Below are 23,297 nucleotides of genomic sequence, written 5' to 3' on the forward strand. Positions count from 1 at the left end.
GCTCGACGCGGCCGGTCACGACCGTGCCACGGCCCGAGATCGAGAACACGTCTTCGATCGGCATCAGGAACGGCTTGTCCAGCGGACGAACCGGCGTCGGGATATAGGCATCGACCGCAGCCATCAGCTCGCGGATCGCGTCTTCGCCGATGGTCTTGTTGGAGTCTTCCAGAGCAGCCAGCGCCGAACCCTTGACGATCGGAATGTCGTCGCCGGGGAACTCGTTCTTCGACAGAAGCTCGCGAACCTCGAGTTCGACCAGTTCGAGCAGCTCGGCATCGTCGACCTGGTCGACCTTGTTCAGGAACACCACGATCGACGGCACGCCGACCTGACGGGCAAGCAGGATGTGCTCGCGGGTCTGCGGCATCGGGCCGTCGGCGGCCGACACGACCAGGATCGCGCCGTCCATCTGCGCGGCGCCGGTGATCATGTTCTTCACATAGTCGGCGTGGCCGGGGCAGTCGACATGGGCGTAGTGGCGCGCAGCCGTCTCGTATTCGACGTGCGCCGTCGAAATGGTGATGCCGCGGGCCTTCTCTTCGGGCGCCGCATCGATCTGGTCGTAGCGCTTGTACTCGCCAAAATACTTCGTGATCGCCGCCGTCAGCGACGTCTTGCCATGATCGACGTGGCCAATCGTGCCAATGTTCACATGAGGCTTGTTACGCTCGAATTTACCTTTTGCCATGTGATGTCTCCAATCTGCTCGCCCGTACGGGCCTTGAATTAAGTTACCGATGCAACCCGTTCAGGTTACGCGTATTTCTTCTGGACTTCCTGGGCGACCGCGGTCGGCACAGGCTCATAGTGATCGAACTGCATCGTGTAGGCCGCGCGGCCCTGGCTCATCGAGCGCAGGTTGTCGACGTACTTGAACATGTTGGCCAGCGGCACCATCGCGTTGATGACGACAGCCACGCCACGCGCTTCCTGGCCCTGGATCTGGCCGCGACGGCCGTTCAGGTCGCCGATGACGCTGCCGACATAGTCTTCCGGCGTCACGACTTCGACCTTCATGATCGGCTCGAGCAGCTGCACGCCAAGCTTGGGTGCGGCTTCACGGAAGCAGGCACGGCCGGCGATTTCGAAGGCCAGAACGCTGGAGTCCACATCGTGGTAAGCGCCGTCGATAAGCGTCGCCTTGACGCCGATCATCGGGAAGCCCGCGAACGGACCCGACGACATGACGCTGTTGATGCCCTTTTCGACACCCGGGATGTATTCCTTGGGAACCGCACCGCCGACGATCTTGGTCTCGAACTCGAACTCCGAGCTTTCCGGGTTCGGTTCGAACACGATCTTGACGCGAGCGAACTGCCCGGTACCGCCGGTCTGCTTCTTGTGGGTGTAGTCCTGCTCGTGCCTTCGGGTGATCGTCTCGCGGTAAGCCACCTGCGGCGCGCCGACATTGGCCTCGACCTTGAACTCGCGGCGCATGCGGTCGACGATGATGTCGAGGTGAAGTTCGCCCATGCCCGAAATGATGGTCTGGCCGCTTTCCTCGTCGGTCTTGACGCGGAATGACGGATCCTCGGCGGCCAGGCGGTGAAGGGCGAGGCCCATCTTTTCCTGGTCGTTCTTGGTCTTCGGCTCGATGGCGATCTGGATGACCGGATCGGGGAATTCCATGCGTTCGAGGATGACCGGGTGCAGCGGATCGCTGAGCGTGTCGCCGGTGGTCGTGTCCTTGAGGCCAGCCAGAGCGACGATGTCGCCGGCAAAGGCTTCTTCGACGTCGGCGCGCGAATTCGCATGCATCTGCAGCATGCGGCCGATGCGCTCTTTCTTGCCCTTGACGGTGTTGTCGACCGAGATGCCCTTGGTCAGCTTGCCCGAATAGATGCGGGCAAAGGTCAGTGAGCCGACGAACGGGTCGTTCATGATCTTGAAGGCCAGCATCGACAGCGGCTCGTTGTCGTCGGCATGACGCTCGATCTCGGCGTCGGTCTTGGCGTCGACGCCCTTGATGGCGGGAACATCGGCCGGCGACGGCAGGTATTCGACGACTGCGTCGAGCAGCGGCTGCACGCCCTTGTTCTTGAAGGCCGAGCCACAGAACATCGGGTAGAACTTGACCGCGATGGTGCCCTTGCGGATCAGCGCGCGGATCTCGTCATTCGACGGCATCTTGCCTTCGAGGTAATTCTCGAGTGCCGTCTCGTCCATTTCGACAGCGGCTTCGATCATCTTCTCGCGGTATTCTTCGGCGCGAGCCTGCAGGTCGGCCGGGATCTCGACGACGTCCCAGGCAGCGCCCAGCGTCTCGTCGCGCCAGACCAGCGCGTTCATCTCGACGAGATCGACGACACCCTTGAACTCGGTCTCGGCGCCGATCGGCAGCTGCATGACGACGGCATGCGCACCAAGACGCGAGCCGATCATCTCGACCGAGCGGTAGAAGTCGGCGCCGATCTTGTCCATCTTGTTGCAGAAGATCATGCGCGGAACTTTATACTTGTCGGCCTGGCGCCAGACGGTTTCCGTCTGCGGCTCGACACCGGCATTGGCATCGAGCAGCGCAATGGCGCCGTCGAGCACGCGCAGCGAACGCTCGACTTCGATGGTGAAGTCGACGTGTCCGGGAGTGTCGATGATGTTGAAGCGGTACATCTTGCCGCTGCGACCCTTCCAGAAGGTCGTGGTGGCGGCGGACGTGATGGTGATGCCGCGTTCCTGCTCCTGCTCCATCCAATCCATGGTGGCAGCGCCGTCGTGGACTTCGCCGATCTTGTGCGACTTGCCCGTGTAATAGAGGACGCGCTCGGTGGTCGTCGTCTTGCCGGCGTCAATATGCGCCATGATACCGAAATTGCGGTAGTCTTCGATTTTGTATTCGCGGGCCATCGTGGATGCCTTCTCAGTCTCGTTCGCGCTTTACCAGCGGTAGTGCGCGAAAGCGCGGTTGGCTTCTGCCATCTTGTGGGTGTCTTCACGCTTCTTCACGGCGGTGCCGCGGTTATTGGCCGCGTCCATCAGCTCGCCGGAGAGGCGGTCGACCATGGTGGTCTCGTTGCGGTTGCGGGCCGCGGCGATCAGCCAGCGGATCGCCAGGGCCTGACGGCGCTCGGGGCGCACATCGACCGGAACCTGGTAGGTAGCGCCGCCGACGCGGCGCGACCGGACTTCCACATGCGGCGCGACATTGTCGAGCGCCTGATGGAAGACGGTGACCGGCTCCTGCTTGGTCTTCGACTGAACCTGGTCGAGCGCACCGTAGACGATGGTCTCGGCAACCGACTTCTTGCCGTCATACATAACGGCGTTCATGAACTTGGTAACGATCAGATCGCCGAACTTCGGGTCCGGATTGATCTCACGCTTTTCTGCACTGTGACGACGCGACATGGCTTTTGTCTCTCAATCTCGTAGCCCGACGCATTGAAGCAGCGCCAGGGCCGGAAAATCTTACTTCGGACGCCCCTTACTTCGGACGCTTGGCGCCGTACTTCGAACGACGCTGCTTGCGGTTCTTCACGCCCTGCGTGTCGAGCACGCCGCGGATGATGTGGTAGCGCACGCCCGGAAGATCCTTGACGCGGCCGCCGCGGATCATGACCACGGAGTGTTCCTGAAGGTTGTGGCCTTCGCCGGGGATGTAGCCGATCACTTCAAAGCCGTTGGTCAGGCGGATCTTGGCCACCTTGCGCAGTGCCGAGTTCGGCTTCTTCGGCGTCGTTGTATAGACGCGCGTGCAGACGCCCCGCTTCTGCGGGTTCTGCTGCATGGCCGGGACCTTGTTGCGCTTCACCGGCGCAATGCGCGGCTTGCGGATCAGCTGGTTGACGGTAGGCATTAAACCCTCTTGTCTCTCAATTCCGTGTCTCGCCCGGTCAGGGCCGCTCAAAGCGCCAATTCCATACGCAAATTCGGGCCATAAACCGCGCCTCGCGGTCCTGCCCGAACAAAATGCAGAGGAAGCGGGAACCGCTTCATGCGCGCCGGAAATGTCTTTTCGCTCGTAAAACGAACCCTGTTTGAGGCAAACTCCAAAGCGTGTCGCTTCGGAAGGGAGAGCCTCACATCGGTTCTGACTGGGCGGCTTCTACTCGCAAGACCGTGAACCGTCAACCCCGGCACGCCAAATATTGCGCGCTGACGACGGCTTGGCAGCCATGCGAAAAACGCATGTAATTTTCTTTCTTCGTTTTGCAAGGCAGAGGAAGAAAGTGACCGGGGCAGACAAGAAAGTGACCGGCTTTTGGCTGTCATGCGCGGGTTCTTCATGGCAAAAGGCGCCATGGACAGCCCAAAACCCCTCGCCCGCCCCCGTCTCAAGAGGAATCAGCCCGTGAACGACAATGAGGAACGCCCGGTCACCATCGTCACCGGCCGGGTCTGGAAAAAGAAGGGCGGCAAGCCGGAAGGCGTGCATGTGATGCTGGTCGCGCCCGACGACGATTCGGCCGTGCGCCGGGCGCTCGAATCGCTCGCCGCCGAAGGCTATGCCGAAGCTGAGCTCGACCAGATCGGCGATATGGAGGGCGTACCCGACGAGGAGCCGCATCTGTCGGCCTTCCAGGGCGCGCTCGAAGGCGAAGTGTCGATCGTTACGTTCGAGGTTCCGCTCTGAGCGTCGCCGGCTGCTTGCGCCTGTCACCGCGCCGGCTTGCCCGGCACCGGTTCTCTGCTAAGAACCGGGCGACTTAACCAGCCAAATTCGAATCCGCGGAGTTCCCATGCCCTCGAACAATGGTCCCATCAAGCTCGGCATCGTCGGCGTCGGCAAGATCGTGCGCGACCAGCATCTGCCGGCAGTGGCCAAGGATGCGGACTACCGCCTCATCGCCGCCGCCAGCCGGCACGGCAAGGTGGACGGCATCCCGAATTTTCCGACCATTGAGGCGATGCTCGACGCGGTGCCGGAACTCGAGGCCGTGTCGCTGTGCATGCCGCCGCAGTTCCGCTACGACGCGGCACGCACGGCGCTGATTGCGAAGAAGCATGTTTTCCTGGAGAAGCCGCCGGGCGCCACTGTCAGTGAGGTCGAGGACCTGAAGCGGCTGGCGGCAGCCAATGGCGTCTCACTGTTCGCCAGCTGGCATTCGCGCTACGCGCCGGCGGTGGAAGCCGCGCGTGCCTTCCTGGCGTCGGCCAAGGTCAACTCGGCCGCCATCGTCTGGAAGGAAGATGTCCGCCGCTGGCATCCGAACCAGGATTGGATCTGGGCGCCGGGCGGCTTCGGTGTCTTCGATCCCGGCATCAACGCACTGTCGATCGCAACCCACATCCTGCCGGCGATGTTCATCACCTCGGCCGTCCTCGACTTCCCGGAAAACCGCGCCTCGCCTGTGGCGGCCCACGTGACCTTCCGTACCTCGGATGGGTTGCCGGTGACCATGGAGCTCGACTGGCTGCAGACGGGACCACAGAGCTGGGACATCCTGGCCGACACCGACAAGGGCAAGATGGTGCTGTCCGGCGGCGGCACCAAGCTCGCCATCGACGGCAAGGTGGTTCACGACGAGCCGGAAGCCGAATATCCCCAGCTTTACCGGCGCTTCGCTGAAATCGTACCCGCCGGCGTCTCCGATGTCGATTTGGCACCCCTGCAGCACGTGGCCGACGCCTTCATGCTCGGCAAGCGCAATGTGGTGGAAGCGTTCTTCGATTGAGCGATGAGTTCTGCCGGACCGCAGTCCGGACACTCATCATGCAGCCTTACTCGACGATCGCAATCGCAAACCCGTCATAGCCTTTGGCGCCGACGGTCTGGATGGCGGTGCCGTCCAGGCGCTTGTCGCCGCCGATGAAGGAAAACGCACCGCGTGCGCCTTCGACATACGCGTCACGGCCATCGTCGTTGAGCACGGTGCCGTCGCGGATGACGTTGTCGCAGATGATGACCGTCCCCGGCCGCGACAGGCGCATGGCCCATGACAGATAATTCGGGTTGTTCGGCTTGTCCGCGTCGATGAAGATCAGATCGAACGGACCGGCATTTTCGGCAGCCAGCGTCTCAAGCGACTGAAGCGCGGGGCCGATCCTGAGCTCGACCTTGTCCGGCACCCCTGCCCGCTCGAGATTCGAGTGCGCGACTTTTGCATGATGCGGCTCGAGTTCGAGCGTCACGATCTTGCCGCCGACGGGCAATCCCCTTGCCATCCAGATGGTCGAGTAGCCGCCAAGCGTGCCGATCTCCAGCACCTTCCTGGCGCCGCTGATGCGGACCAGCAGCGACAGCAGCTTGCCCTGCGCCGGCGATACGTCGATGGCCGGCAGGCCCTGGTCGCGGTTGGCCGCAAGCACCGCTTCGAGGATGGGATCTGCTTCGAAGAGAGAGGAAACGATGTAGTCGTCGACGTCAGTCCAAACCTTCTTGCTCATGTTTTCCTCGATTCGATTGGGGGTCAAAACGCGAAAAGGGGCCACTGGGGCCCCCTTCCTTCTTCTCGTCCTACCGCGCTTACTGCGCGGCGTTGACCATGTCGGTCAGCATCGGCTCGGCGACCTCGACACCGGAGGCCTTGCGGCGCTCGTCGATGATCAGTTCGTCGCGCGAGGTGGCGATGCGCCGGATCTGGCTCATCGTGCCGCCGGTACCGGCCGGGATCAGCCGGCCGACGATGACGTTTTCCTTCAGGCCCTGCAGCATGTCGGTCTTGCCGGCAACCGCAGCTTCGGTCAGCACCCTGGTCGTCTCCTGGAAGGAGGCGGCCGAGATGAAGGAAGGCGTCTGCAGCGAGGCCTTGGTTATGCCCAGCAGCACTGGCTGGCCTTCGGCCGGCTTCTTGCCGTCCTCGACCAGGCGCTCGTTGACCTCTTCCAGTTCGATCACGTCGACGTGGTCGCCCGGAATGTAGGTCGAGTCGCCCTGCACCGTGATCTCGACCTTCTGCAGCATCTGGCGAACGATCACCTCGATATGCTTGTCGTTGATCGACACGCCCTGCAGACGGTAGACTTCCTGGATTTCGTTCACGAGGTAGGAAGCAAGTGCTTCCACGCCCTTGATCGCCAGGATGTCGTGCGGCGCCGGATTGCCGTCGAGGATGTAGTCGCCCTTCTCGATGACGTCGCCGTCCTGGAGATGGAACGGCTTGCCCTTCGGGATCAGGTATTCGACCGGCTCAAGCGTCGAGTCATGCGGCTCGATGATGATGCGGCGCTTGTTCTTGTAGTCGCGGCCGAAGCGGATCGTGCCATCGATCTCGGCGATAATGGCGTGATCCTTCGGACGACGTGCCTCGAACAGTTCGGCAACACGCGGCAGACCGCCGGTGATGTCCTTGGTCTTGGCGCTTTCCATTGGGATACGCGCCAAAACGTCGCCGGGACGAACCTGCGAACCCGGCTCGACCGAAAGAATGGCCTCTACCGAGAGCAGGAAGCGGGCGTCGCCGCCCTTCGACAGCTTGCCGACCTTGCCCTTGGGGTCAAGGATGGCGATCGCCGGCTTGAGGTCGTTGCCGCGTGGCGTCGAGCGCCAGTCGATAACCTCGCGCTTGGTGATGCCGGTCGATTCGTCGGCCGTTTCCTGAACGGAAATGCCGTCGACCAGATCCTCGTACGACACCTTGCCCTCGATTTCGGTGAGGACGGGGCGGGTATAGGGATCCCATTCGGCGATACGCTGGCCGCGCTTCACCTTGTCGCCATCGTCCACGAAGATGCGCGAACCATAGGTAAGGCGATGCGAGGCACGCTCCTTGCCGGCTTCGTCGAGGATCAGCACCGCCATGTTGCGGCCCATGACCATCTGCTGGCCGTCCGAGTTGCGCACCACGTTGCGGTTGCGGATCTCGACCTTGCCCTCATACGAGGCTTCAAGGAACGAGCTGTCCACCACCTGCGCCGTACCGCCCATGTGGAAGGTACGCATGGTGAGCTGGGTCCCCGGCTCGCCGATCGACTGCGCCGCGATAACGCCGACGGCTTCGCCCTGGTTGACCGGGGTGCCGCGGGCCAGATCGCGTCCGTAGCAGACCGCACAGACGCCTATCCTGACCTCGCAGGTCAGTGCCGAGCGAATGCGGACCGACTGCACGCCGGCCTTTTCGATCTTTTCCACGTCACGTTCGTCCATCAGCGTTCCGGCCTTGACCAGAACCTCACCCGAAACCGGATGCGTGATGTCGTCGAGCGAGGTGCGGCCCAGCACGCGCTGGCCGACCGAAGCGACGACCTGACCGGCATCGACGATCGGCTGCATGGTGAGGCCCTTGTCGGTGCCGCAATCCACGGAGTTGACGATGCAGTCCTGCGCCACGTCGACCAGACGACGGGTGAGGTAGCCCGAGTTCGCCGTCTTCAAGGCGGTGTCGGCCAGACCCTTGCGGGCGCCGTGGGTCGAGTTGAAGTACTCGAGCACGGTCAGGCCTTCCTTGAAGTTCGAGATGATCGGCGTCTCGATGATTTCACCCGAGGGCTTTGCCATCAGGCCGCGCATGCCGGCGAGCTGACGCATCTGGGTGGGCGAACCACGCGCACCCGAATGCGACATCATGTAGATCGAGTTCATCGGCTTTTGACGGCCACTGTCCTCGAACTCGACGGCCTTGATGCGGGCCATCATCTCGTCGGCGACCTTTTCCGAGCACTTCGCCCAGGCGTCGACGACCTTGTTGTACTTCTCGCCCTGCGTGATCAGGCCGTCATTGTACTGCTGCTCGTATTCCTTGGCCAAAGCCTCGGTGTCGGAAACCAGCTTGATCTTGGCGTCCGGGATCAACATGTCGTCCTTGCCGAACGAAATGCCGGCGCGGCAGGCGTGGCTGAAGCCGAGGGCCATGATGCGGTCGCAGAAAATGACCGTCTCCTTCTGACCGCAGTGGCGGTAGACGGTGTCGATCATCTTGGAGATGTTCTTCTTGGTCATCTCCTGGTTGGCCGTCTCGTAAGGCACATTGACGTTCTTCGGCAGCAGCTCGCCGATGATCATGCGGCCAGGCGTGGTGTCGTAGATTTTCGACACGACCTTGCCTTCGGCGTCGACCGTGCGGAAACGACCCTTGATCTTGGAGTGCAGCGTCACCGCCTTGGTCTCGAGCGCGTGCTGGAGTTCGCCCATGTCGGCAAACACCATGCCTTCGCCCGGCTCGTTCTGATTGACGATCGAGAGATAGTAGAGACCCAGGACCATGTCCTGCGAAGGCACGATGATCGGCGCGCCGGAAGCCGGGTGCAGGATGTTGTTGGTCGACATCATCAGCACGCGGGCTTCAAGCTGCGCTTCCAACGAGAGCGGCACGTGAACGGCCATCTGGTCGCCGTCGAAGTCGGCGTTGAAGGCCGTGCAGACCAGCGGATGCAGCTGGATCGCCTTGCCTTCGATCAGGATCGGCTCGAACGCCTGGATGCCGAGGCGGTGCAGCGTCGGTGCACGGTTCAAGAGCACCGGATGCTCGCGGATGACCTCGTCGAGGATATCCCAGACTTCCGGACGCTCCTTCTCGACCAGCTTCTTGGCCTGCTTGACGGTCGAGGAGAACCCCTTGGCGTCGAGGCGGGCGTAGATGAACGGCTTGAACAGTTCGAGCGCCATCTTCTTCGGCAGGCCGCACTGGTGCAGCTTGAGCTCCGGACCGGTGACGATGACCGAACGGCCCGAATAGTCGACGCGCTTGCCGAGCAGGTTCTGGCGGAACCGGCCCTGCTTGCCCTTCAACATGTCGGACAGCGACTTCAGCGGACGCTTGTTGGCGCCGGTGATGACGCGGCCGCGACGGCCGTTGTCGAACAGCGCATCGACGGCTTCCTGCAGCATGCGCTTTTCATTGCGCACGATGATGCCGGGGGCGCGCAGCTCGATCAGCCGCTTCAGACGGTTGTTGCGGTTGATGACGCGGCGATAGAGATCGTTCAGGTCGGACGTCGCGAAACGTCCACCATCCAGAGGGACCAGCGGGCGCAGGTCCGGCGGGATCACCGGAACCACCTTCATGATCATCCATTCCGGACGGTTGCCGGACTCCATGAAGTTCTCGACGACCTTGAGCCGCTTCAGATACTTCTTCTGCTTCAGCTCGGACGTGGTAGAAGCCAGTTCCGAACGCAGGTCGCCGGCGATCTTCTCCAGGTCCATGCCGGCCAGAAGGTCATGAATGGCCTCGGCACCGATCATGGCGGTGAACGAATCCTCGCCATATTCGTCGACGGCGATCATGTACTCTTCCTCGCTGAGCAGCTGGTGCTCCTTCAGCGCGGTGAGGCCAGGCTCGGTGACGATGTAGTTCTCGAAGTAGAGGACGCGCTCGATGTCCTTCAGCGTCATGTCGAGCAGTGTGCCGATGCGCGACGGCAGCGACTTCAGGAACCAGATGTGAGCGACAGGTGCCGCCAGCTCGATGTGGCCCATGCGTTCGCGGCGAACGCGCGACAGCGTGACTTCGACGCCGCACTTTTCGCAGATGACGCCCTTGTACTTCATGCGCTTGTACTTGCCGCACAGGCATTCATAGTCCTTGATCGGGCCAAAAATGCGCGCGCAGAACAGACCGTCACGCTCCGGCTTGAAGGTGCGGTAGTTGATGGTCTCCGGCTTCTTGATCTCGCCGAACGACCAGGACAGAATCTTCTCAGGGCTGGCGAGCGATATCCGGATGGAATCGAACACCTGCGCCGGCGCCTGCGGATTGAAGAGATTCATGACCTCTTGGTTCATGCCGTTCTCCTTTTCGGGGTCCTCGAAAACCCCTTGCATCTAACGCGGGCCAAATGCCCGCTGAGTGGTCGGCCCACTGGCCGTAGAATTTGTTGCATCCGGTCGCGGCGTTCCGCGACCGGATGTCTTGCTTACTCGGCCGCGCCCCTATTCGGCAGCATCTGGCAGCCGGACAGGGTTGTCGTCGAGCTTGGTATTCTCCAGCTCGACATTGAGGCCGAGAGACCGCATTTCCTTGACGAGCACGTTGAAGCTCTCGGGAATGCCGGCCTCGAACGTGTCGTCGCCGCGCACGATCGCCTCGTAGACCTTGGTGCGGCCGGCGACATCGTCCGACTTCACCGTCAGCATTTCCTGCAGCGTGTAGGCGGCGCCATAGGCTTCCAGCGCCCAGACCTCCATTTCGCCGAAGCGCTGGCCACCGAACTGCGCCTTGCCGCCCAGCGGCTGCTGGGTAACGAGCGAGTACGGACCGATCGAACGCGCGTGGATCTTGTCGTCCACCAGGTGGTGAAGCTTGAGCATATAGATATAGCCCATCGTCACCTTGCGATCGAACGGCTCGCCGGTGCGTCCGTCATAGAGCTGCGACTGACCGCTGGTGTGCAGGCCCGCCTGCTCCAGCATGATGTTGATGTCGACTTCATGCGCGCCGTCGAACACCGGTGTCGCGATAGAGACGCCGCGGCGCATCTGCTCGCTGAGGCGAACGATGCTCTCGTCGTCATATTCGCGGACCGGCTCGTTGCGGTCGTTGGCTGGGATGAAGCTCTCGAGCGTCTTGCGCAACGGCTTGATGTCTCCAGCCGTCTTGTACGCGTCGATCAGCTCGCCGATCTTCTTGCCCATGCCCGCGCATGCCCAGCCCAGATGCGTTTCCAGGATCTGGCCGACATTCATGCGGCTCGGCACACCCAGCGGGTTGAGCACGATATCGGCATGCGTGCCGTCCTCGAGGAAAGGCATGTCCTCGACCGGAACGATGCGCGACACGACACCCTTGTTGCCGTGACGTCCGGCCATCTTGTCGCCCGGCTGCATCTTGCGCTTCACGGCCACGAAGACCTTGACCATCTTCATGACGCCCGGAGGCATTTCGTCGCCGCGCTGGACCTTCTCGACCTTGTCCATGAAGCGCTGCTCGAGCGCCTTCTTGGAATCGTCGTACTGGCCACGCAGGGCTTCCAGTTCGCTCTGGAGCTTTTCGTTCTCCACCGCAAACTGCCACCACTGCGAACGCGGATACTCGTCCAGCGTGTCCTTCGACAGCTTCGAGCCCTTCTTGAAGCCCTTCGGCCCGGCAATCGCTTCCTTGCCGACGAGAACGTCGGAAAGGCGCGAATAGACGTTGCGGTCGAGGATCGCCTGCTCGTCGTCGCGGTCCTTGGCGAGGCGTTCGATCTCCTCGCGTTCGATCGCCATGGCGCGCTCGTCCTTCTCGACGCCGTGGCGGTTGAAGACGCGCACTTCGACGACGGTGCCGAAGGTGCCCGGAGGCATGCGCATCGAAGTGTCGCGAACGTCGGACGCCTTTTCACCGAAGATGGCGCGCAGGAGCTTTTCTTCCGGCGTCATCGGGCTTTCGCCCTTCGGCGTGATCTTGCCGACCAGGATGTCGCCCGGCTGCACTTCCGCGCCGATATAGACGATGCCGGCTTCGTCGAGGTTCTTCAGCGCTTCTTCCGAAACGTTCGGAATGTCGCGTGTGATTTCCTCCGGTCCAAGCTTGGTGTCGCGGGCCATGACCTCGAATTCCTCGATGTGGATCGAGGTGAAGACGTCGTCGGCCACGATGCGCTCGGAGAGCAGGATCGAGTCCTCGTAGTTGTAGCCGTTCCACGGCATGAACGCGACCAGCACGTTGCGGCCGAGCGCCAGATCGCCGAGCTCGGTCGACGGACCGTCGGCGATGATGTCGCCCTTGTTGACGCGGTCGCCCATGCGCACCAGCGGACGCTGGTTGATGCAGGTGTTCTGGTTCGAACGCTGGAACTTCATCAGCCGGTAGATGTCGACGCCCGACTTGCCGGGATCGAGATCTTCCGTGGCGCGGATGACGATACGCGTCGCGTCCACCTGGTCGACGATGCCGCCGCGGCGGGCGCCGATGGCGGCGCCCGAGTCACGGGCAACGATCGGCTCCATGCCGGTGCCTACGAACGGCGCTTCGGCGCGCACCAGCGGCACGGCCTGACGCTGCATGTTGGAGCCCATCAGCGCGCGGTTGGCGTCGTCGTTCTCGAGGAACGGGATCAGCGCCGCGGCCACGGACACCATCTGCTTGGGCGACACGTCCATCAGATCGACGTTTTCGCGCGGCGCCATCATCACTTCGCCGGCGCTGCGGCAAATGACGAATTCGTCGACGAAACCACCATTCTTGTCGAGCTCGGCATTGGCCTGCGCGACGTGGTGCTTGGACTCTTCCATAGCGGAGAGATAGACGACCTCATTGGTCAGCTTGCCGTTGACGATCTTGCGGTACGGGCTTTCGATGAAGCCGTACTTGTTGACGCGCGCGAAGGTCGCCAGCGAGTTGATCAGACCGATGTTCGGGCCTTCCGGCGTCTCGATCGGGCAGATGCGGCCGTAATGCGTCGGGTGCACGTCCCGCACTTCGAAGCCGGCGCGCTCGCGGGTCAGACCGCCCGGTCCAAGTGCCGACAGGCGGCGCTTGTGGGTGATCTCCGACAGCGGGTTGGTCTGATCCATGAACTGCGACAGCTGCGAGGAACCGAAGAACTCGCGTACGGCGGCAGCCGCCGGCTTGGCGTTGATCAGGTCCTGCGGCATCACCGTGTCGATCTCGATCGAGGACATACGTTCCTTGATCGCGCGCTCCATGCGCAGCAGGCCGACGCGGTACTGGTTCTCCATCAGCTCGCCGACGGAACGCACGCGGCGGTTGCCGAGATTGTCGATGTCGTCGATCTCGCCCTTGCCGTCGCGCAGTTCGACCAGCGTCTTGACCACCGCCAGGATGTCGTCCTTGCGCAGCACGCGCACGGTATCCTCAGCCTTGAGCTCGAGGCGCATGTTCATCTTGACGCGGCCGACGGCCGACAGGTCGTAGCGCTCCGAGTCGAAGAATAGCGAGTTGAACATGGCTTCGGCGGTTTCAAGCGTCGGCGGCTCGCCCGGGCGCATGACACGGTAGATGTCGAACAGTGCGTCCTGGCGGCTCTCGTTCTTGTCGACGTTGAGCGTATTGCGGATGTAGGCGCCGACATTGACGTGGTCGATGTCGAGAACCTTGATCTCGCTTTCGCCCGTGCCGAGCAGCACCTTCAGCGTCTTTTCGTCGATCTCGTCGCCGGCTTCGAGGAAAATCTCCCCGGTGCCGTAGTTGACGATGTCCTCGGCCAGGTAATTGCCGAGCAGATCCTCGTCGGTCGCCTTGATCGCCTTCAGACCCTTTTCGCCAAGCCCTCTTGCCTGGCGGGCGGTGATCTTCTTGCCGGCCTCGACGACAACTTCGCCGGTGTCGGCATCGACGAGGTCGCCAACGGCCTTCAGGCCGCGGAAACGCTCGACGTTGAACGGGATGCGCCAGTGGTCGCCGGCGCGCTTGTAGGTGATCTTGTTGTAGAAGGTCGACAGGATTTCTTCGCCGTCCATGCCGAGCGCCATCAAGAGCGACGTCACCGGAATCTTGCGGCGGCGGTCGATGCGGGCGTGCACGACGTCCTTGGAATCGAACTCGATGTCGAGCCACGAACCGCGATAGGGAATGACGCGCGCCGCAAACAAAAGCTTGCCCGAGGAGTGCGACTTGCCCTTGTCATGGTCGAAGAAGACGCCCGGCGAACGGTGCATCTGCGAGACGATGACGCGCTCCGTGCCATTGACGATGAAGGTGCCGTTGAGCGTCATGAGCGGCATGTCGCCCATATAGACGTCCTGCTCCTTGATGTCCTTGATCGACTTTGCGCCGGTATCCTCGTCGATATCGAACACGATGAGGCGCAGCGTCACCTTGAGTGGCGCGGCATAGGTCAGGTCGCGCTGACGGCATTCGTCAACGTCGAATTTCGGTCCTTCGAACTCGTACTTCACGAACTCCAGCATCGAGGAGCCGGAGAAATCGGAGATCGGGAAAACCGACTTGAAAACGGCCTGCAGTCCCTCGTCCGGACGCCCACCCTTGGGCTCCGCCACCATCAGGAACTGGTCATAGGATGCTTTTTGAACCTCGATCAGGTTCGGCATCTCCGCAACTTCCGGAATCTTTCCGAAGAACTTGCGTACGCGTCTGCGGCCATTGAAAGTCTGGGTCTGGGCCATCGTCGCTCCTTAGCTATAAACTCGGGGCGAGCCTCGCCGCGGCTCACCTTGCATGCGCGGCCACCTCGGCGGCGGCCCCTGATCTGTTTCCCGCCGCCTGGCGGCGACGGCTAAAACGGGAGAAAACCCGTTTCCTGAAGGCCGGTTTCGGCCCTCAGGAAAGAGGTTCTCGTACATCTCGCGCTACGCATCCTCCCCTCTGATGAAGGGAGTGGCGGACGGCGCGAGGCCGCCCGCCGCTTTTACGCTTACTTCAGGTCGACCTTGGCGCCGGCTGCTTCCAGCTGGGCCTTGAACTTCTCAGCGTCAGCCTTGGAAACGGCTTCCTTGACCGGCTTCGGAGCTGCTTCGACCAGATCCTTGGCTTCCTTGAGGCCCAGGCCGGTGATGGCGCGGACTTCCTTGATGACGTTGATCTTCTGAGCGCCTGCCTCGGTGAGGACGACGTCGAATTCCGTCTTTTCCTCAGCCGGAGCAGCAGCAGCGGCAGCGCCGCCGGCAGCGGCGACCGCCACCGGAGCAGCAGCCGAAACGCCCCACTTTTCTTCCAGAAGCTTCGACAACTCGGCCGCCTCGAGGACGGTCAGCTTCGAAAGGTCGTCTACGATCTTTGCCAGATCAGCCATTGTTGTATTCCTTCATCAGGTTCGAACGTGTGTTTGTGATAGCGAGGAACGGCCTCATGCCGCCTCGTCCTTCCGGGCGTAAGCGCCGATGACGCGCGCGACCGAAGCCGCTGGCGCATTGACGATCTGGGCGATCCGGGTTGCCGGCGTGGCGATCATGCCAACCAGCCTGGCGCGCAGCTCATCGAGCGACGGAAGTGTGGCGAGTGCCTTCACACCGTCGGCGTTGAGCGAGGTGGTGCCCATTGCGCCGCCGAGAATGACCAACTTGTCATTTCCCTTGGCGAAATCGGACGCGACCTTCGGCGCCGCAATCGGATCCTCCGAATAAGCGATCAGCGTCTGTCCCTTGAACAGGTCGATGATCGATGCGGAGTCCGTGCCCTGAAGAGCGATTTTGGCGAGACGGTTCTTCGCGACTTTGACGGTGCCACCGGCAGCGCGCATTTTCGACCGAAGGTCGTTCATTTGCGCGACGGTGATACCGGCGTAGTGGGCCACGACGACTGAACCAGCGCCTGCAAAAGCACCATTCAGGCCCGTGACGAGTTCGCGTTTTTCCGCTCTGTCCACTGCCTATCTCCAGTTGACCCCTGCCCCGCTAGTGGGACAGGCGTCGGGTTGCCTTTTTGCCGGCCGGGCCATCCATTACAGATCTCCCGAACGACGCTCGAGGATCCTGCCCCCTTTCGCCACATCGACGGCAAGCCGGAGATGCGCAGACAAAAGGCAAACACGGTTCGAACCTTTCATTGGAGCTTGTCGCTCCGTTGTCCGGTTTTCACCCGTCTCATGCAGGCCCAATTCAATTAAGGCTTCTGGGCCGCCTGCAATCTCGGACAGGATGTCCGGAAGCCTCTCGACTTCCGGTACCGGGCCGCCGACAAGTCGGAGGCCCGGAATTCACTTGCGGATCAGCGCCTTGGCAGCCGATCCAGATGTTCGTATCAAGACGCTGCGAGCGTCGAGACGTCGAGCTTGAGGCCCGGGCCCATCGTCGAGGTGACCGACACCTTCTTGACGTAGTTGCCCTTGGCGCCAGCCGGCTTTGCCTTGGTCACGGCATCGGCGAAGGCGCGGACGTTTTCTTCCAGCGCCTTGACGTCGAACGAGACCTTGCCGACGCCGGCATGAACGATGCCGGCCTTCTCGACGCGGAACTCGACAGCGCCGCCCTTCGATGCCTTGACGGCGGCGGCGACGTCGGTGGTGACGGTGCCGACCTTCGGGTTCGGCATCATGCCGCGCGGGCCCAGCACCTTGCCCAGACGGCCGACCAGCGGCATCATGTCCGGCGTGGCGATGCAGCGATCGAAGTCGATCGTGCCCTTCTGGACGATGTCGACCAGATCCTCGGCACCGACGATGTCGGCGCCGGCGGCGCGAGCCTCATCGGCCTTGCCGCCACGTGCGAACACGGCGACGCGGACAGAGCGGCCGGTGCCGTTCGGCAGGTTGACCACGCCGCGGACCATCTGGTCGGCATGGCGCGGGTCGACGCCGAGGTTCATCGCAACTTCGATGGTCTCGTCGAACTTCACCGTCGAACGGTCCTTGAGCAGCTTCAGCGCCTCACCAAGGGCATAGGCCTTGTTGGGGTCGATGCCGTCGCGGGACTTCGATACACGCTTTGCAATCTTTGCCATGATCTCAGCCCACCACTTCCAGGCCCATCGAGCGGGCGGAGCCCTCGACCATGCGCATGGCCGCCTCGACGTCGTTTGCGTTCAGATCCTTCATCTTCTGTTCGGCGATGGCGCGCACCTTGTCGCGACCGATCGTGCCGGCCTTGATCTTGCCCGGCTCTTTCGAACCTGACGTCAAGTTCGCCGCCTTTTTCAGGAAGTAGCTCACCGGCGGCGTCTTCATGACGAAGGTGAAGGACTTGTCCTGGTAATAGGTGATGACGACCGGGATCGGCGATCCCTTTTCCATTTCCTGGGTCTGCGCGTTGAACGCCTTGCAGAATTCCATGATGTTGATGCCGCGCTGACCAAGTGCCGGGCCGATCGGCGGAGACGGCGTAGCCGATCCCGCTTTGACCTGGAGCTTGAGCTGGCCTGCAATTTTCTTAGCCATCTCTTTCCTGCCTTTGTCTCATGCCGGCCCCAGTATCGGGAACACCGGCGGTTGCAGTCTGGTGGTGCGGTCCGCGCGGCCGGCTAAAGCCGCATTCGCCTCCCACCCGCTCATGGCCGCGCACTTTCCGCGCCGCCTCCCCTTGCCGGCGAACCGGCGCAGGTTTTCGGATCAGCCCTTTTCGACCTGTCCGAATTCCAGATCGACCGGCACGGCGCGCCCGAAGATCGAAACTTCCACCTTGAGCCGCGCCCGCTCCTCGTCCACTTCCTGGACGAAACCGTTGAAGGAGGCGAACGGACCATCCGAAACGCGGATCGCCTCGCCGATCTCGAAGGTGACCGAGGGCTTCGGCCGCTCGACGCCTTCCTGAACCTGGTTCAGGATGCGCTGCGCCTCGGCTTCGGTGATCGGCACCGGCTTGGAGTCACCGAGGAAGCCGGTGACCTTCGGCGTGTTCTTGACCAGCGAGAACACCGCATCGGTCAGATTGGCCTTGAGCAGCACATAGCCCGGAAAGAACTTGCGCTCGGCATCGACCTTGCGGCCGCGGCGGATTTCGACGACCTTCTCGGTCGGCACCACGATCTGTTCGATATCGGCGGACAGGCCCTTCTGCTTGGCCTTGTTCTCAATGTCCTCAGCGACCTTCTTTTCGAAGTTCGAATAGGCGTGGACGATGTACCAGCGCGCGGTCATTTCAAGACTTCTCCGTAATCGCCGGACTTAATGGCCGAGGCTCAGTAACCGCTCGATCGCGTAGCCCATGGCCACGTCGGCGGTGAAGAAAAAGATCATCGCGATGACCGCGAATACGAGCACCATCACCGTCGAGATCATCGTCTCCCGGCGCGACGGCCAAGTCACCTTGGCGGTCTCCGCGCGGACCTGCTGGAGAAAGACGAAAGGATTTGTGGTTTTCGAAGCCATATGCCGCTCTGTCTTCAAGACCCGTTGGCCGGGTCTCCTGGATGATCCCGCTGGCCGGGACGTGCCGCCTGGGTTCAAGTCGGCGCCGAATCAGCGCCATTTTCGCCCATGCAAATCGGACGCGTAAAGCCGGCTTCCCAGCTCCACGCGTCGCGTGTCTGTTGTGTCTACATAAAACCGATTCTTGATCCACGCAAGTGGCAAGTGTCCGCTTTATGACCAAACGCCGCCTCGGAACCATCCAGTCGTCCCGTCCCGGCTATCGGGGCCTTATGCCTCAGTTCGCCCAATATGGCAAGCCACCTGCCGTTTTTCAATGCCAGACCCCATTCCAGGGGTGCATCCGGAAATCAGGCACGTGATTACAAGTTCGAGGAAATGGCGTTGCGGACGAACCTGCGACCTGCTGTTTTGGAAACCAAATGAAGCGCACGCAAGATTGGAATCCAGCTGCCCATGCCGAGGCAGCTGGATCAACCCAGGGTTAGCTCAGGCGCAGGCGAGTTCGACCCCGGCCACTGCGCCCATTCCGCGTGGTGGGCGTGGGCGCGGCGCGATCACTGCCGGGCACGGGGGCGGGTCGTCGTCATCGTCGGGGCCGAAAGAACGGCCACTATGCCGCCAAGCTTTGAGAACGCTGCGGCGCGAGGAGGGTCGCCAAGGCAGCACCCGGCCTGAAGTCTCTTTCCCCAGCGTGGGTTTCTCATCCAGAGCCTTCAACGCCCTCAGAATCTGGTCGACAGGGATTACCGTGCCGTTGTCCAGGCGGCGCAAGGCAGGCTGGTTTTCCACCGCGCAGGCATCGGACGCCCACGAGGAAAGCAGTGCCCGCTTTTCTCCACGGCTGAGGCGTGGATGGTTGATGACGTTGTCTGGATTGTCGAGCAGGCACAAAGAAGTTTCAATTTTGCCCGAGCGTGCCGCAGAAAGTGTCGGTGTCTCGTAGAAGTTGTCCATCTCCATTCTCCGCAATCTGGGCCTCCCGGCCGAAGCCGGGAGGCGGACCGCAGGGATAACTGAATCGATACGATCAGGCCGCTTTGCGGGTGCGTTCCGTATCCTGGGCGATCTGCTTGCCGCCCACCTGGGCGTCGCCGGCCCCGATGCTGATGCGGCGCGGCTTCAGCTCTTCGGGAATCTCACGGACGATGTCGATGGTCAGGAGACCGTTCTCAAGGTTTGCTGCCTTGATCTTCATGTGGTCGGCAAGCTTGAACGTCTGGCTGAAACTGCGGTAGGCGATGCCCTGGTGCAGCAGCTGGCGTCCGCTCTGGTCATCAACCTTCTTGCCTACCACGACCAGTTCGGGTCCATGCTGGGTCAGCTCAACCTCATCCTGGCTGAAGCCCGCGATGGCCATCTAGATACGGTAGCCGTTCTCGTCGACCTTCTCGATGTTATAGGGCGGCCAGTCGGGCCGCGTACCATTGTCGAGCATGTCGAAAAGACGGTCAAAACCGACGGTGCTGCGATAGAGAGAGTCAAAGGTTCTCATAGCCACATTCTCCTTGAAGCAACATGGGTACAAGAGCGCCGCCCAGCAGCGCCGCCTTTTGCCAAGCCAATCGGCCTCGGCGGGAAACGAATTAGGAAGGGCTGAAAACCGGTTCAAGAGCCCTATTCAAAAAAATTCCAGAAGCCAGGCCAGCATCCCGCTTCCAATAATTCGCAGCCGCTGAAAAGCAGCCGGCGGCAGCAAAATAGGCCTATTCTGAATTGTGAACGCAAATGGCAATTGGCTCGCCAATGGCAGTTGAATCAACGAAATCGGTTCGTGGAAATACGCCGACTTCGGCATTGCGCATCAGCGCTCTCGCTCTGCGCATGCCTTCGGAACGTCGGATGGGCTCGTCGAGTACGCGGCTTCAGCCCAACCAAACGAGGAGCCAAAACAACGTTTCTAAAATGCCGGATTCCAGCGAGGAAAATGGCACGGGCAGCAGGGCTCGAACCTACGACCTGCGGTTTTGGAGACCGACTAGCCTTTGCGCATCTCGTTGTTAATACAACACTTATAGCCGGTTATGAATTGATGTGCAAGGATTTGTGTAAGGCAATCCTGTCTTTTCAACGGATTGCGGCACCGGCATCTGTGATAATGTCCTTTATCATAGATAGGACGGAGCAAAATGGACGACGACGAACTACGCAAATTGGTTGACGAGGCGCAGGCGGCGATCCTCACCGTGCAATCGACGTTCGAGGTGGCTGATGTCGTGCGCTGGCTGGATGAACATGCAGGCATTGCCCTGGATGATAAGGCGCGCATTGCCCGGCTTCTTAACGAGCATCCGCGCTTAATTTCAGCTGCCGTGGGCGGAGGGATGTGGGAGCGCGGGAGCAACGTCGGCCCTCCAAAACGTAGGCCGATCGGCAAGGCTCGGTAGCACGCGATGAACGCGCCGCCCATGACACGCCACGCCTTTATTGTGGGCGGCTCAGGTCAAATCGGTCGAGCCATCTCTCGGAGCAGTGACGGGCGTAGGTTGGAGAAAGGCGACCATCAGGCCGCGTCCTCCACCTCCCGGGCTCTGAAGGCCAGCAGGTAATCGCTGGCTTCAGAGGCCTTGCTGGCGGCGGTGATAAACGCCCTGCGGTCGCCCTTCAGGAGCTTGATCCAGCTGGCCAGGTACTTGGCGTGGTCAGCGCGTGGCTCCGCCTCGATGCCCAGCTTTGCGCCAAGGAAAGCGGCTCCCAGCTCGGCAACCAGTTCTTCGGCCGCGTAGGCGTTATCGCCGAAGCGCATACCAAATTCGCGCTGGAGGCGCGGCGCCGTCCAGTGGGTCAGTTCGTGGAGCATGACTCCATAGTAGGCCTCAGTGGCGCTGCTGGTCGACGTGCCGGTGAACAGATGCTGGGGCGGCAGGACGATTTCGTCGGTGCCGGGCCTATAGAAAGCCTGTGCGCCCTCATGGGTGATCTTGGCTCGGCTTGCAGCGACCAAGGCATCGGCCTGCGCAATCGGGGACACTTGGTTGTCTTCCGACATGCGGGCTTGCTCGGGCTGGTAGCCATCGACCTGCCCGGCGTTGAACACCCAGCTGAGGCGGGCGCAGGGAATGCGGCGGCCATCCTCGTCGGTGTCGGCGTCATCGGCGTCCTTGCGTTCGAGCATCTGGAACCAGATGATCGGCGTGCCTTTCTCGCCCTTGCGGACGGTCGCGCCCCTCTCCGACCATTGCTTGAAGGTCGCCCAGGCATTTGCCGGGTAGCCGGCCTCTCGGGCGGCGAGCCACAGCATGACCACGTTGGTGCCGCGATATTCGTGGCCAGACACGGCGTTGACCGGCATGGTCAGCGACGGGCCGACCCAAGGTCGTTCGCAAGGCCCGCAGGTTTCGAGGGCTTCGAGAATGGTGTCGGTAATGATCTGATAGGTGTCGCGCTTCGTTGGCATGGTTGGCTCCTTTCTGGACCGCCGTTGCGGCGGGAGCCTCCAGCGGCGGAGGGCCAAGGCGGCGCATGCACCCGAAGGGCCGGAACGAAGAGAAGGAGGGCTTGCCCTTGCCTGCGGCGCGGCCTGTAGCAGCCTGCTCCCCATTGCCGCACGGTCCAGAAAGGGCCGCACCCATGCACGCGTCACCGGATCATGCCGAGGCCGTCTGCCTTCGATGCGAGGATTGGGGTGCCGTCACGGCCAACCTGGCGGCCAAAAAATTGCTGCCAGAGGCTGGTCGGATTAGCCTTCTGAACCACGTGTCATGCGGGATGGCATGGCTGGGCTAAGAAACGCCATCGGATTGTCAGAGGCCAATACGTATTCGGGCCAGTCGTCGACGATCAACTGGACGTCTTGGGCATTAGGGGAAGGCAGAAGTGCGTGCTGGGTCGCGGTGAGGAATTTATCGATGCCGTCTACTATTTGCGCGGCTCCGTTGACCGCCGGCATCGTAAGACGCACACCATTACCCATCCGGTCGAGAACGATGTGGCAGCAGAGGGGATGGTAACGCTTTGTGGCTTGAAGAAAGCGGAGATAGTCGAGCCCACGCCCCTGCCGTGCGGTAATATGCACATCGTAGAGATAGCCGTACCTGCCCGCAATCTGCCCTGTCGGCTTGGCAAGCAGCCACGGCCGACGCAAGGCCTCTATTGTCACGCCAAAACGCATGTCGGGAGGGGCGATGCCAAACCGAGCGATTCCGTCGCCTGCGGCGGACCAAGGAAATGGGTCAAGTGTGGTGAACTGCCTAGCTACCGGGTCTCGCTTGGCCGGATAAATCGGGTGGGTCTCATTGTAGGTTGTAACAAATCTCCAGACGCCTTTGTCGATATCGTCAAGCATCTGGGTCACCCGCTGGAGATCCGCCGGGTGTCCATTTCGAAAATGAGCTACCCGATTGCGAATTTGACGGATTTCTTCGAGACGGGCGTCCCATACAGATTTGACCGGTAGGTAAGGTGCGAACAGCCGTCGATGTCTGCTGATAATCTTCAGGAGCGCGTCGAAGGCGATATAGCTCAGCGGGCTGCGCTCGCGCGTCGGCATATGCGTTAGTCGGCTATCGGCTTGTATCGAACGAGTCCCGGCTAATTGCGGACGTTTTTTGGGAGGCCTCTGCGAGCGCTTAGTTGATTGAACATCAATCTGGTCCGCCCAGGCTGTTCCATACCGCGCGCTTAGCTCTACGTAGACGATTTCCCGCAACCACAATTCGAGCTGCCAAAGCTTCGTGTAACAGGCCAGGCGCCCCACAGGCATGGGAGGCCAGATATCTTCGGTCAGCGGGTCCGATAGATTGCGTCTGCGCGTACTCTTTGTACCGGCCATTGGT

The 23,297-nt window shown here is 61.7% G+C and carries 19 protein-coding genes and 1 pseudogene; 3 read left to right on the forward strand and 17 right to left on the reverse strand.

Features of this window, described 5'->3' with window-relative positions; translation table 11 throughout:
- The 4 genes from NKH38_RS27380 to rpsL all read right to left on the reverse strand — a co-directional run.
- The coding region (locus NKH38_RS27380; protein WP_352538176.1) for a GTP-binding protein at positions 1-691 on the reverse strand (691 nt) is incomplete at its 3' end.
- Positions 692-756: 65 nt separating this feature from the next.
- On the reverse strand, positions 757-2,847 hold the full coding sequence (gene fusA, locus NKH38_RS27385) for an elongation factor G (RefSeq protein WP_023667430.1): 2,091 nt from the start codon (positions 2,845-2,847) through the stop codon (positions 757-759).
- A 30-nt stretch (positions 2,848-2,877) separates the two neighbouring features.
- Positions 2,878-3,348, reverse strand: a complete 471-nt coding sequence (gene rpsG / locus NKH38_RS27390; protein WP_008875664.1) for a 30S ribosomal protein S7 — start codon at positions 3,346-3,348, stop codon at positions 2,878-2,880.
- Positions 3,349-3,424: 76 nt separating this feature from the next.
- Positions 3,425-3,796, reverse strand: a complete 372-nt coding sequence (gene rpsL, locus NKH38_RS27395; protein WP_006333356.1) for a 30S ribosomal protein S12 — start codon at positions 3,794-3,796, stop codon at positions 3,425-3,427.
- Between the two features lie 495 nt (positions 3,797-4,291).
- Here rpsL and NKH38_RS27400 point away from each other — a divergent pair, with 495 nt between their 5' ends.
- Together NKH38_RS27400 and NKH38_RS27405 are read left to right on the forward strand one after the other, a co-directional pair.
- Positions 4,292-4,573: a transcriptional regulator gene (locus NKH38_RS27400; RefSeq protein ID WP_352764385.1), complete on the forward strand. Its 282-nt coding sequence runs from the start codon at positions 4,292-4,294 to the stop codon at positions 4,571-4,573.
- 106 nt (positions 4,574-4,679) lie between these two features.
- Entirely contained in the window at positions 4,680-5,615 is a 936-nt protein-coding gene (locus tag NKH38_RS27405; protein WP_352764387.1) for a Gfo/Idh/MocA family protein, read from the forward strand.
- 46 nt (positions 5,616-5,661) lie between these two features.
- Here NKH38_RS27405 and NKH38_RS27410 read toward each other — a convergent pair whose 3' ends face one another.
- From NKH38_RS27410 to NKH38_RS27460, 11 genes and pseudogenes are all read right to left on the reverse strand, one after another.
- A complete protein-coding gene (locus NKH38_RS27410) occupies positions 5,662-6,327 on the reverse strand; it encodes an O-methyltransferase (protein WP_023667433.1) in 666 nt (221 codons plus the stop codon).
- A 79-nt stretch (positions 6,328-6,406) separates the two neighbouring features.
- A complete protein-coding gene (gene rpoC / locus NKH38_RS27415; RefSeq protein ID WP_023667434.1) occupies positions 6,407-10,603 on the reverse strand; it encodes a DNA-directed RNA polymerase subunit beta' in 4,197 nt (1,398 codons plus the stop codon).
- A gap of 147 nt (positions 10,604-10,750) precedes the next feature.
- Positions 10,751-14,887 (reverse strand): DNA-directed RNA polymerase subunit beta, encoded by a 4,137-nt coding sequence (gene rpoB, locus NKH38_RS27420; RefSeq protein WP_023748781.1) that lies wholly within the window; start codon positions 14,885-14,887, stop codon positions 10,751-10,753.
- A gap of 248 nt (positions 14,888-15,135) precedes the next feature.
- Complete coding sequence (rplL, locus tag NKH38_RS27425; RefSeq protein WP_023667436.1) at positions 15,136-15,513, reverse strand: 50S ribosomal protein L7/L12; 378 nt, start codon at positions 15,511-15,513, stop codon at positions 15,136-15,138.
- A gap of 54 nt (positions 15,514-15,567) precedes the next feature.
- Positions 15,568-16,086, reverse strand: coding sequence for a 50S ribosomal protein L10 (gene rplJ, locus NKH38_RS27430; protein WP_023667437.1), 519 nt, complete (start codon positions 16,084-16,086; stop codon positions 15,568-15,570).
- Positions 16,087-16,460: 374 nt separating this feature from the next.
- A complete protein-coding gene (gene rplA, locus NKH38_RS27435) occupies positions 16,461-17,159 on the reverse strand; it encodes a 50S ribosomal protein L1 (protein ID WP_023667438.1) in 699 nt (232 codons plus the stop codon).
- A 4-nt stretch (positions 17,160-17,163) separates the two neighbouring features.
- Positions 17,164-17,592: a 50S ribosomal protein L11 gene (rplK, locus tag NKH38_RS27440; RefSeq protein ID WP_006333334.1), complete on the reverse strand. Its 429-nt coding sequence runs from the start codon at positions 17,590-17,592 to the stop codon at positions 17,164-17,166.
- Between the two features lie 171 nt (positions 17,593-17,763).
- Positions 17,764-18,291: a transcription termination/antitermination protein NusG gene (gene nusG / locus NKH38_RS27445; protein ID WP_006333333.1), complete on the reverse strand. Its 528-nt coding sequence runs from the start codon at positions 18,289-18,291 to the stop codon at positions 17,764-17,766.
- Positions 18,292-18,318: 27 nt separating this feature from the next.
- Positions 18,319-18,522, reverse strand: coding sequence for a preprotein translocase subunit SecE (gene secE, locus NKH38_RS27450; protein ID WP_023667439.1), 204 nt, complete (start codon positions 18,520-18,522; stop codon positions 18,319-18,321).
- 489 nt (positions 18,523-19,011) lie between these two features.
- Positions 19,012-19,479: a hypothetical protein gene (locus tag NKH38_RS27455; protein ID WP_352764393.1), complete on the reverse strand. Its 468-nt coding sequence runs from the start codon at positions 19,477-19,479 to the stop codon at positions 19,012-19,014.
- Between the two features lie 73 nt (positions 19,480-19,552).
- Positions 19,553-20,017: pseudogene (locus tag NKH38_RS27460) on the reverse strand (Hsp20 family protein).
- A gap of 634 nt (positions 20,018-20,651) precedes the next feature.
- Between NKH38_RS27460 and NKH38_RS27465 the strand changes: the two are divergent.
- Positions 20,652-20,909, forward strand: a complete 258-nt coding sequence (locus tag NKH38_RS27465) for a hypothetical protein (protein ID WP_352764395.1) — start codon at positions 20,652-20,654, stop codon at positions 20,907-20,909.
- A 116-nt stretch (positions 20,910-21,025) separates the two neighbouring features.
- Here NKH38_RS27465 and NKH38_RS27470 read toward each other — a convergent pair whose 3' ends face one another.
- Together NKH38_RS27470 and NKH38_RS27475 are read right to left on the reverse strand one after the other, a co-directional pair.
- Positions 21,026-21,919, reverse strand: a complete 894-nt coding sequence (locus NKH38_RS27470; RefSeq protein WP_352764398.1) for an ArdC family protein — start codon at positions 21,917-21,919, stop codon at positions 21,026-21,028.
- A gap of 282 nt (positions 21,920-22,201) precedes the next feature.
- Positions 22,202-23,293, reverse strand: coding sequence for a hypothetical protein (locus NKH38_RS27475; RefSeq protein ID WP_352764400.1), 1,092 nt, complete (start codon positions 23,291-23,293; stop codon positions 22,202-22,204).
- Positions 23,294-23,297 lie beyond the last annotated feature (4 nt).

It is taken from the genome of Mesorhizobium sp. M1078 (assembly GCF_040318615.1).
Taxonomy (GTDB): Bacteria; Pseudomonadota; Alphaproteobacteria; order Rhizobiales; family Rhizobiaceae; genus Mesorhizobium.